The sequence below is a fragment of the uncultured Chloroflexus sp. genome, assembly GCF_937951745.1.
Taxonomy (GTDB): Bacteria; Chloroflexota; Chloroflexia; order Chloroflexales; family Chloroflexaceae; genus Chloroflexus.
This window is the reverse complement of sequence record NZ_CALFBQ010000076.1, coordinates 1-11,223: the sequence shown is the minus strand read 5'-3', so window position 1 is coordinate 11,223 and position 11,223 is coordinate 1. Positions and strand designations below refer to the sequence as shown.

General features: G+C 60.7%; 9 protein-coding genes. 4 read left to right on the top strand and 5 right to left on the bottom strand.

Features of this window, described 5'->3' with window-relative positions; translation table 11 throughout:
• Positions 1-19: 19 nt before the first annotated feature.
• The 4 genes from Q1A59_RS16380 (at position 20) to Q1A59_RS16365 (ending at position 6,108) form a co-directional block, all read left to right on the top strand.
• On the top strand, positions 20-1,867 hold the full coding sequence (locus Q1A59_RS16380; RefSeq protein ID WP_298403095.1) for a VWA domain-containing protein: 1,848 nt from the start codon (positions 20-22) through the stop codon (positions 1,865-1,867).
• The gene (locus tag Q1A59_RS16375; RefSeq protein WP_298403094.1) at positions 1,864-4,392 is read left to right on the top strand and encodes a VWA domain-containing protein; all 2,529 of its coding nucleotides are present in this window, start codon (positions 1,864-1,866) and stop codon (positions 4,390-4,392) included. The genes Q1A59_RS16380 and Q1A59_RS16375 overlap by 4 nt, the downstream gene beginning before the upstream one ends.
• A 15-nt stretch (positions 4,393-4,407) precedes the next feature.
• Positions 4,408-5,460, top strand: coding sequence for a serine hydrolase (locus Q1A59_RS16370; protein WP_298403092.1), 1,053 nt, complete (start codon positions 4,408-4,410; stop codon positions 5,458-5,460).
• Between the two features lie 267 nt (positions 5,461-5,727).
• The gene (locus Q1A59_RS16365) at positions 5,728-6,108 is read left to right on the top strand and encodes a thiol-disulfide oxidoreductase DCC family protein (RefSeq protein WP_299645244.1); all 381 of its coding nucleotides are present in this window, start codon (positions 5,728-5,730) and stop codon (positions 6,106-6,108) included.
• 641 nt (positions 6,109-6,749) lie between these two features.
• On the opposite strand, the gene solA is transcribed toward Q1A59_RS16365, so the two are convergent.
• The 5 genes from solA to rpiA form a co-directional block, all read right to left on the bottom strand.
• The gene (gene solA, locus Q1A59_RS16360) at positions 6,750-7,907 is read right to left on the bottom strand and encodes an N-methyl-L-tryptophan oxidase (RefSeq protein ID WP_298403090.1); all 1,158 of its coding nucleotides are present in this window, start codon (positions 7,905-7,907) and stop codon (positions 6,750-6,752) included.
• Positions 7,908-7,990: 83 nt separating this feature from the next.
• On the bottom strand, positions 7,991-8,710 hold the full coding sequence (locus tag Q1A59_RS16355; protein ID WP_298403088.1) for an NUDIX domain-containing protein: 720 nt from the start codon (positions 8,708-8,710) through the stop codon (positions 7,991-7,993).
• Between the two features lie 60 nt (positions 8,711-8,770).
• Entirely contained in the window at positions 8,771-9,751 is a 981-nt protein-coding gene (gene glk / locus Q1A59_RS16350; RefSeq protein ID WP_298403087.1) for a glucokinase, read from the bottom strand.
• 62 nt (positions 9,752-9,813) lie between these two features.
• Positions 9,814-10,482 (bottom strand): ribulose-phosphate 3-epimerase, encoded by a 669-nt coding sequence (rpe, locus tag Q1A59_RS16345; protein ID WP_298403085.1) that lies wholly within the window; start codon positions 10,480-10,482, stop codon positions 9,814-9,816.
• 264 nt (positions 10,483-10,746) lie between these two features.
• Positions 10,747-11,223: ribose 5-phosphate isomerase A (rpiA, locus tag Q1A59_RS16340; RefSeq protein ID WP_367280907.1), on the bottom strand; the 477-nt coding region annotated here is incomplete at its 5' end.

The window sequence follows — 11,223 nt, the reverse complement described above, 5'->3', positions numbered from 1 at the left end:
TTTATGACGTGGGAATGCCATGACCTTGCTTGCTCCGCTTGGTTTACTTGCACTCTTGACCTTGCCGGTAATTGTCATCTTGCATCTGAGGCAAGCACGCCGGCGACGTACTGTGGTACCTTCACTCCTGCTCTGGCAACAGCTCGTGCCACGGCCAACCGCCCATCGCCGCCGGCGATTACGCTGGAGCTTGCTACTGTTCCTGCATTTGTTAGGAGCATTCCTTATCGGGTTCGCGTTAGCCCAACCCCAACTCCCCTTGCCGTGGCTGGGTTCAGTGCGAGCGACCGCGATCCTGATCGATACCTCTACCAGTATGGCACTGCGCGAAGGCGGCAACGCCCGGCTCGAACGCGCGCGCCAACAGGCCGCTACCTTCATTAGGCAGATGCGCGGCGCCGATCAGGTCGTGCTGATCAGCGCCGGGCCGCAGGCACGCCTGATTGACCGCGGTAGCAGCGCCGATGCGGCACGCCTGCTAGCGGCACTCGAACAGGTGACAGTCGAAGGTGCGGGTAGTGATGTGAACGGTGCGCTGACCATCGCCGAAACTTTTCTGCTCGACCAACCCGGCGCACGGGTGGTCTGGTTGACCGATGGCGCCTTACCTCTGCCTGATCTCACCGTTTTACGGCTGCCGCTCCAGATCGAAGTGCTTGGCACGGATCAACCGAACCGCGCCGTCGTCACGCTCGCCGCGCGATCAGGCAACGCCGGCGCAGTGCATGTCTACGCCCGGCTAGCGAACCATGGCAATCAACCGTTCCGCGGCACCGTGCGGCTGCTGGTTGATGAACGGATCAGCCGCAATGAAGCGGTGAACATGCGTCCCGACACCGCTTTGGAATTGGCATGGACATTACCCGGCCCAGCGCAACAGATCCGGTTGGAATTGAACGGCAACGACGGCTTGCCGCTCGACGATGCGGCGGTGGTGAATGTCAGCGGCCAGCGCCCGATCAATGTTGTGTTAGTTGCTAACGACGCACCAGCACTGGCGCGGGCCTTGCAAGCGATGCCGGAAGTGCGGCTGACCACCGTCGATCCAGCGGCGTTTGTCCCCGACGCCGCTGCCGATCTCACGATCTTTGTGAACACGCAACCTCGACGCTGGCTAGCGGGTGCCATGCTGATCATCAATCCTCCGGCTGGTGAGTTACTCCCCAGTAACGGCCCAACTCCCGCCGGAACGACGCTCACCTTTACCCCTGCCGGTGAAGCATTGTTGCGCGATGTCAATCTGGGCGGGATCGCGTGGGGTCGAATTGCCGCAATCGAACCGCCAGCGTGGCTGACCCCGCTCGCGCTCAGCGATGGCATTCCGCTAATCCTGCGCGGAAGATTCGAGCACAGCGAGGTGGCGGTCTGGAATTTCGATGTAGCGAACGAAGCGCTTACCACACGGTTAGCCTTTCCGCTGCTCGTCGCCCGCACCGTGCGCGATCTGACCCCGCCGCCCGCGCCGGTTGCGTTGATCCTCGGCGCGCCGCTGGTTTACCAAGCCGATATTCGGGCAACGCAACTGACTGTGATTGACCCCAACGGAAACAGAACGACGATCGCCGTGCAGCCGGCCATTCCGGCCACCATCGAGCCAAGGCAAGTCGGAGTCTACCGCGTGCAAGAGTGGGCGGGTGACCAACTCCTGCGCGAAACGCAGTTTCCAGTGAACGCCGGCGCCATCGGCGAAGCGGATCCAACGCCGCGCTTTGCCAGCGCCGCCATCGGCGCAGCGCCGGTGCAAACGCCGGTAACCCGCGCCGCGGCGCCGCAACCGCTGTGGTCGTGGCTGATCATTGCTGCGATCATCGTCTTGATTGGCGAATGGTTGTACATCCAACGCCGGCCCCAAGTGGAGGCGCGATGATCTGGCAATCTCCTCATCTATTCTGGCTGTTGTTGGCGTTGCCGGCATTAGTGCTAATCTGGCGGCGAGCTGGCCAGCGCTTGCCGTGGCCGGTGGTTGGGATGAGAATGCTCATTGTCGCCTTCCTGATCACCGCACTGGCAGATCCGATCTGGCAACAACCGGGAGCGCCAGCAACCGGCCCACTCCTTGTACTGTACGATCAATCGGCTAGTCTCACTGCGGATGGGCAGGCAGCAATCCGCGCCGAGGCCCAAGCTATCGCCGATGCCAGCGGCCCGACCACGCGCCTGCTGGCGTTTGGTGCCAATGTGGTGGCTGGCGGTGATCGGTTGCCCGATAGCGCCGGCAGCGACCTCGCCGCCGCGTTACGAATGGCCCGCCAACTGTTGCCCGCTGGCGGCAGAGTGATTGTGATTAGTGACGGCCAGCATACCGGCGGCAATGTTTTGGCCGAAGCGCATCGCGCTGCGCAGGCTGGCATCCAGATCGATGTGCGTTACGTCGCCCCGCCAACTATTGCAGAAGTTGCCATCACCCGACTCGACCTGCCGGCCTTGCTCCGTAGCGGCGAGGTATTTGACCTCACTATCACAACCGTCTACCGCGCTCTGCACAGCGCCGAACCGCTGGCTGCCCGACTGCGGGTATGGGCCGATGAGCAACTGCTCGGCGAAGAACCGATCTTTATTCCACCCGATCAGCACCAGTTCACCATCACCCATACCGCCGGCGAACCGGGAATCTTGCGCCTGCGCGCCGAAGTGATCCCCGTCGGCAATGACACATTTCACGCCAACAACACGGCGGCAGCGACGGCACTGGTGATACCGCCGCCAACAATTCTCCTGCTTGAAGGTTATCGCGATGGCGGCACCATGCTCGCCGCAACGCTGCGCCAGTCCGGCATGCTCGTGGAACGCCTGCCGGCGGCGTCGTTACCAGCCAATCTCGACCAGCTTACCGCCTATGACGGCATTGTGCTGGTGGATGTGCCAGCCAACCAGTTGTCATTCGAGCAGATGGCTGCCCTGCGCGAAATTGTGCGCAGCGAAGGCAAGGGGCTGACGGTGCTCGGCGGCAAGCAGTCGTTCACCCTCGGCGGCTACGCTGAGACACCACTGGCCGAGGCGCTGCCGCTAGTGATGACGCCGCCGCCACGCCCGCAACGCACACCGGTATCGCTCTTGCTGATCATCGACCGCTCGGCCAGTATGAGCGCCACATTTGGCGTGAGCAAATTTGACATGGCCAAAGAAGCGGCTATCCTCGCCCTCACCGCCCTGCAACCGAGCGACCGAATCGGTGTGTTGGCGTTCGATACCGATACCTTGTGGACGGTGCCATTCCAAGCGGTGGGTGAAGGTGCTAACGTTGCCGCTTTACAAACGCAGATCGCGACTATGCCGCTCGGAGGCGGCACCAACATCGAACGGTCACTGGCAGTTGGGCTGCCGGCGCTGGCCGCTGAGCCGCACAGCGCGCGCCACGCTGTCTTGTTAACCGACGGACGCAGTTACTTTAATAACTACTCGCGCTATCAGCAATTGATCGAGACTGCCCGCGCCGAGCAGATCACCCTTTCCACCATCGCGATTGGGCTAGATGCCGACACCGAGCTGCTCGAACAATTGGCGCAATGGGGCAATGGACGCTATTATTTTGTGGCTGACGCCGCTGACTTACCGCGCATCACGCTGCAAGAAAGCGAAATTGCTGGCGCTGAACTCACGGTCGAACAACCGGTATCGGCCCTGCTCAAGCAACCGCATCCGTTGGTGCGCAACCTTGATCCGCGCGCACTGCCGATCCTTGATGGCTATATCGCGCTGCAACCACGCCCTGAAGCTACTATCGTGCTCGAAAGCTCAGCGGACGATCCATTGCTAGCGGTCTGGCAATACGGCTTGGGTCGCAGCGTGGCGTGGACGGCGAGCGCCGCTGCGCCGTGGGCGACGAAGTGGCCGGGATGGCCCGAATACGATCGGTTCTGGAGCCAGATTGTGCGCTATACGCTGCCTACGCCCGATAGCGGGCCGTTGCAAGTGCGGGTTGAACCGACGGCTGCCGGGGCGCGGCTAGTGGTTGCAGCGCAGACGGCAGGAGGAGTGCCGATCGATTTGGCGCAGGCCAGCGCGCGCGTCACCCTCCCCGACGGGAGCGAGCAGAGTGTCAGTTTGGCACAGATAGCGCCGGGTACGTATGCGCGTGAGCTGGCCTTGGCCACAACCGGGCCGTACCAGATCACCGTTGCCTTGTTCGCCGGCGGGCAAACTCTCCAGCGCAGCATCGGCTACGTATTACCGCCCCCGGCTGAGTATGCGCTTACCGATCCAGCGCAGGGGGAAGCCCTCTTGCAACAGATCGCCACCATCACTGGCGGGAGTCTGGAACCGACGCTGACAGCAACAACCGTGCCGCCTATATCATCCACCGTTACATATCTCTGGCCGCTGCTAGCGGGGCTAGCCTTGGCGCTCTGGCTAGCGGAAATTGCGCTGCGGCGGAATCGGTTCGCGTTATGAAACGTAAGCTTTGCTATGATTCCAGCTATCGACACCATCATCACCACCGCTATTCACGAACGCATCTTCCCCGGCGCGGTCGTTTTGGTCACACAGGATGATCGCCTGATCCACGCCGCCGCTTACGGCACGACTATGTACGATGATCCCGGCACCAGACCGGTGACGCTCGATACCATCTACGATCTCGCCTCGCTGACTAAAGTCTTTACCGCAACTGCGGCGCTGCGCTTACATGACGCCGGAATGCTGCCGCTCGACCGGCCAGTGCAGCACTGGCTGCCGGCGCTACAGGCTAGCGGCATCACGGTGCGCCACTTGCTCAGCCATCAAAGCGGGTTGGCTGTGCAAATGGCACCGCTGGCCCGCGCCGGCGCCCATACGATCCGGCAAACGGTGTATACGGCGACACCTAAGCACCCACCCGGCAGCGTGACCGAATACGCCAACCTCAACACCTTTCTGCTCGGCGAGCTGGTGGCAGTGATTTACGGCGGCCCGCTCGACCAAGCGATCAGCGAGCTGGTCTGCGCACCGCTCGGCATAGAAGAGACCCGTTTCCGCCCGCCAGTGGAATGGCAGCCACGGATTGCCCCTACCGAATGGGATGAGGCATGGCGCGGCGGTCTCGTCCATGGTGTCACCCACGACGAGAGTGCCTATGCGCTGGGCGGCATCGCCGGCCATGCCGGCCTATTTGGCATTGCAAGCGAAACGCTGCGCCTTGTGCAACTCTTCTTGCGCGACGGGGCATGGGAAGGCCAGCAGCTCTTGCGCTCAGAAACGACACACGCCGCGCTGACACCACAAACCGAGCGCACCGGGCAACCGGTCAGTGGATTGGGCTGGATGCTCCGACGGCCATATCTGGGACCAGCCATCACGACCGGATTCGGCCACAGCGGGTTTACCGGCCCGATCATGGTTGGGATTCCTCAAGAACGGCTTGCCATCATTGTGCTGTGTAACCGTACTTACCCGCACCGCACCCCGCCGCCATACCGGCATCACGCAGTGGTAGCGGCAATTACGCAAGCGGTCTGGCAAACCATCACCGGCTGGCCCTAGCATGATACCCTCTGCCCACGCTTAGCGGCAGTCATGCAGTCTGCTATCGTATGGAGTGCAGCAGTTTTCCTGCCGCACGTATATCAGATCGAAGCGAATTGATATAATACAAGCAGAGCCTTGCAACATATGTAGGGAGGCATCAAGATGAGCCGCAAACGCTACCAACAATGGTTTCGCATCTTAAGCGCAGTAATCATCGGCATCCTCGTGCTGGCGCTGGTGGTGACGGCCATGATGCCATATTAAGCAGAAAGGATGTACCACATGCCCTATACCATGCTCTACGATGGCAACTGCCGGATGTGCCGCCAACAAGCTGAGTGGGTCGCGATGTACGACGAGCAGCGCCAAATCGAATTGCTTGACGCTAACAGTACGGCTGCCCGCGAGCGGTTTCCGCAGATTAGCCACGAGGAAGCGATGGGGCAACTGCACGTCGTCGGGCCAGACGGGACAATCTATCGCGGAGCTGAAGCGGTTCGCGAACTCTTGTTGCGGCTGCCAGCCTTACGCGGGTTAGGCGAACTGATGAGTCTGCCCGGCGCGCTGACAGTGGCTGGGCCGATCTACAACTTTATTGCCCGCAACCGCTACCTCTTCGGGGGCAATCCTGTCTGCGACGACGGATCGTGCCGGCGAGCGTAGATGGGCAGACAGCACTTAGAAACACGAATACAGTAGATGGCCGTGGAAGGCGTTGGTTTCCCCTCACCCCCGTCCCCTCGTCCGCTGGAGCGGGCGAGGGGCGCTGCTACGTTCCGCTCGAGCAATCTCGTTGCCGCCCACCCAGCGACGCCGCACAGCACACAAAGACGCACGTGCAACAGGGGTTAGGTTCACCGCGTCGCCTTTCCCCGCTGCGCTCTCAGCGCCCTCTGCGGTAAACAATGCCCCCTCCCGCAAGGTAGGAACGGGAACCGGGGGGCGAGCCATCAACCCGCGCAGCAGGCTGCGTACCCGCAGCCCAGACCTGAAGGGCCGGGGCAAAGCATAGCCACAAAGAGACACACACGAAAAAGTGGTGGGTTTTTGGGGCTGTTCGAGACCCCACCCCCATCCCCGTCTCTGCGAGGGGAGGGCAAGCACCTTCCGCCCCTCGAGGGGGTGAGCTAGGTTAAGGGCAATTCCCCCGTGACATTACGCCGGGCAAAGCGCGGTGAAGCAATCCCCACGACCGCGGGACAGATACCTAGAGGCATGCTACCCGCCTGAGTGGGAGATTGCTTCGGAGGCTATGCCCCTCGCAATGACAACAGGGTTACGCTCTCACAATGACCGATGGCCACTTACGCCAATTCCAACGTATGCCGCTTGCGTAGCCGATCGAACCGAAACGGGGTAAGATCGTACTGCATTGAGCCTTGCCCAACCAGATCGGCCACGATCTCGCCGATTAATGGGGCAAACTTAAAGCCATGGCCGGCGCAGGGAACAGCAATAATAATTTGGCTATATTCAGGATGGCGATCAATGAGGAAATCGCCATCAGGCGTATGGGTATAGCGACACGTCTCGGCGCGTATCAGCCGGGTCGCAAAACCGGGAAGCGTCTGTTCGAGCCGGCGCGCGATCCGTTCGTTCTCAGCCGGATCGGGGAGTGGCGGCGGTTCGTAGGGGTTATGCACCAGCGGACCAACACCGTGGCGCCCGGCCTTCACCCCTTCACCGAGATCGGGGAAACAGATGAGTGGTGGTTCAGTGCCACTGTCGTGATCGATGACCACCGGCAGATAGCCTACCTTGCTTAACACCCGGTCGCGGGGCAGAAAACAGGCAGCTTGCTCGCGGGTGACCAGCAATGGAAATGACACGCCAAGACTGCGCAGCAGCACCGGCGTATACGAGCCGGCGGCGATCACAACCCGCTGCGCGCGATAGGTTGCGCCAGCAGCATCAACCCGCACACCAGCCCCATCTGGTGCAATACGATCGACCCGCACCCCCACAGCAATGGCAGCGCCATAACGGCGCGCCTGTTCTATAAATGTCGCCACACAGCGCGAAGCCGGCAACACCCCGCCATCCGGTTGGTACAAGCCTATAGTCTGATCAGAGATCGAGAGTTGGGGAAAGTGTGTGCGCAGTTCAGATGCTGATAACTGTGCAAACGTCACTCCGGCAGCAGCGAGATTGGCGGCCCGCGCTTGGAGGGACGGCAAATCGGCTACTCCTAGCTCAAGCGCACCGGTTTTGATGAGCAATCGTTGGCCAGCATCAGCTTCGAGATCAGACCATGCCTGCCGGGAGGCGATGGCCAGTTGCGTATAGTGTAGTTGGGGATAGGCGTAGCTGATCAAACGCGACAACCCATGCGAACTTCCGCGCGCATGCCCGATAGCAAACTGTTCGAGCAGCAGCACCCGCCGTCCGCGCCGGGCAAGCGCATACGCTGTCGCCGCGCCCATCACCCCGCCGCCTACAATCAACACTTCGAGCATACGCATAACGCGCCTCGCTTCGCGGAGCTGCTAGTTGTCTATTTGAATCATACCACCTTGCGTTACAGGGGGGAAAAGAGCGGGCAGTCTCACTCGCGGCGATCTTCGCGCCAGCGGAAGACAAACTGCTTATCGCCGGGCCGATCACGACGGAAACGCCAGAGGCGGGTCGGGCGACCGCGTCCCTCGCGCATATAGGGAGTCTCTTCGAGAATACCGGCCTCTTTGATTTTGCGGTAGAAGTTGCCTTTATCGAGCTTCTCACCCAGAATTTGTTCGTAAATATGCTTTAATTCAAGGATTGAGAAGAGTTCGGGCAATAATTGGAATGCCAGCGTCGTATATTCGAGCTTCGAGCGCAAGCGCGAGAGGGCATAGGCCAGAATCTGGTCATGATCGAAGGCCAGTGGCGCCGGCACATGATCGACCGGAAACCAGCGCACGTCGCTGTTTTCATCGCTAGCGCGGATCGTCTGGGCATCGGCGCGCACCAGCGCAATGTAGGCCACACTGATCACACGGTGGCGCGGATCGCGTTGGACATCACCGAAGGTGTACAGTTGTTCGAGGTACACATCGCGCACCCCGGTCTCTTCTTCAAGCTCACGCCGCGCCGCCTCTTCCAACGACTCATCAAGCCGGATGAATCCGCCCGGAATCGCCCAGCGCCCTTGGAATGGCCAGCGCTTGCGTTGCACCAATAACACATGCAAGGTGCGATTGATCAAGCTGAAGATGACAACATCAACCGTTACCGCCGGTAATTGGTATTTGCTGACATCGTAGAGAGCTGGACGTTCATCCTGCATGATCGAGCCTTTCCTCCGGTTGCACTTTAGTGTTATTCATACACTAAAATAACCTCCATGTCAAGTCATCGCCGCAGCTGCCGCGCCGAGCAAGCCGGCTTTTGGTTCAAGGATGACATGCAGCGGCACGTGGGCCAGCAGGTCACTAAAGCGACCCTTATCACGGAAGATCTGCAAGAAGCGTTCGCGTTTGATCAACGAGAGCACCCGTGGCGGCAAGCCGCCGCCGATATACACCCCGCCAGTCGCCAACACCTTCAGGGCCAGATTACCGGCTTCGGCGGCGAGAATATCCACAAATAACTCCAGCGCCGTGCGCGCCACCAGACACATCCCCTCGGTTGCCATCCCCGCCTGCACAATAATCGGCGTCGGATCAGCCGCCGCAGCCAATTGTTCGGCAACCGCCGGCGTCTCGCGCTGGAGGAGCCGGTCACGCACGAAGGCGTACAAGTTTGGAATGCCAATCCCTGAACAGACGCGCTCGTAGCTGACGTGATTGAAGCGTTGGTGGAGATAATCGAGCAGGTCTTTTTCCACCTGATTGCGAGGCGCAAAGGTTGCATGCCCACCTTCAGAGGGATGCGGGCGGTAGCGTGTACCATCCCACGTCAAGAACGCCTCACCCAAGCCGGTGCCCGGCGCGATCACGCCGATCGCACCACCGGCTACCGGTGCGCCGGGCGTGAGGGTCGCTAAATCGTCAGGCTCAAGGATCGGCACTGCCTGCGCGATAGCCTCAAGGTCGTTGAGCAAGCGCACCGGCGCGCCTCTTAGTGCGCTGCTCAACTCAGCGGCATCGATCGTCCACGTGAGATTGGTAATGCTAGCGCGCCCAGCAACTACTGGGCCGGCTACGCCGAAGGCAGCACCGGCGATCGCCGCCGGATGTTGGGCCAAAAACTCGGCAATAATTGCCTGTAGGCTCGGATAGCGAGCACTGGGAAAGGTTTGCTCGACGAGCGGATGATGCGGCCCGCCGGCCTGATCGAACAAAGCAAGGATGGTTTTGGTGCCGCCAATGTCGCCGGCTAGATACATACGTCACCTACGTATCACAAATCGAAAAGAGCTGAACCACCACCACAACCAGCCAGCGATCTTTAGCGCACCGGCACTTCGGTCAGCGCAGCGCGCAAGGCGGCAATGGCGTCTGGGATTGGCTGCGGGCCAAATACTGCCGAACCAACCACGGCCACGGTCGCACCCGCAGCGGCGCACGCAGCGATCGTTGCTGGATGCACCCCACCATCAACCATAATCTCGACTGGCCGATCGCCTACCAGTGCGGCCAATCGTCGCACCTTACCCAACACCGAGGGAATCAGGGCTTGACCACCAAAACCGGGATTAACCGTCATCAGCAAGATCAACTCAACCTGATCGATCATCTCTTCGATCATACTGAGCGGCGTAGCCGGATTGATGGCCACACCGGCCTTCTTGCCCAAATCGTGGATCATCTGCACAGCCCGGTGCAGATGCGGCGTAGCTTCGGCATGAACGGTGATCAGGTCGGTGCCGGCAGCGGCGAAATCGGCTAGATAACGTTCAGGCTCGACAATCATAAGGTGGGCATCGAGCATCGCCCCGTAGCGATCGGCCAGCGGGCGCAATGCCCGCACCACCAAGGGGCCAAAGCTGATATTCGGCACAAACCGACCATCCATCACATCAAGGTGGATCCAGTCAATACCTGCGTCGCAGGCAGCAGCAATCTGTTCACCCAAGCGGGCAAAATCAGCCGTGAGAATTGAAGGCGCCAGCCGCATACGATACATCCAACTTATTCACAAGACCAACGGCTTTGTAAGCAGTACGTTACTCTCGATACTCTTCTTCAACGCGATCGGTACGCTACCAACGCAGTTCTCGCGCTCTTGACCGACGTATGCCACTGTGAGCCGCCGCAAAGCGGTGCAACAATCTCCGCTGCGAGCGCGATCACCCTTCTGAAGGGGAGCCATCTTCTATCCAGTCAAGCACGCGAAGCCGTGATCGTATGTCACCTAACTACCGCGCTATTGTACCGCATCTTAGCGCGTGAGATGGCGCACGCCTGAGGCACCGGCGACAAAGAGATCGGTTGCCAGCCCAACAAACAGACCGTGCTCGACGATGCCGGCCCGCGCTGCCAGCCGCGCCGCTAGCGCAGCCGGGTCGGCAATCGGGCCGTATGCCCAATCGAGGATCAAGTTGCCTTGGTCGGTACGGAAGGGTTGGCCATCGGTGCGCAGACGGAGGCGCACACTGCCGCCTTGCGCTTCAAGCCAGCGCGCCGTCGCCCGATGGCCAAAATCTACCACCTCTACCGGTAAGGCGAAGCGCGTGCCAAGTACCGGCGAAAGCTTGCTCTCATCAACGATAATCGCTACCCGCCGGCTGGCTTGGGCAACCATCTTCTCGCGCAACAATGCGCCGCCGCCGCCCTTGATCAGCACCATCTGCGGATCAACCTCATCTGCGCCGTCAATCGTCAGATCAACCTCGCTCACCTCATCGAGTGTTGTCAG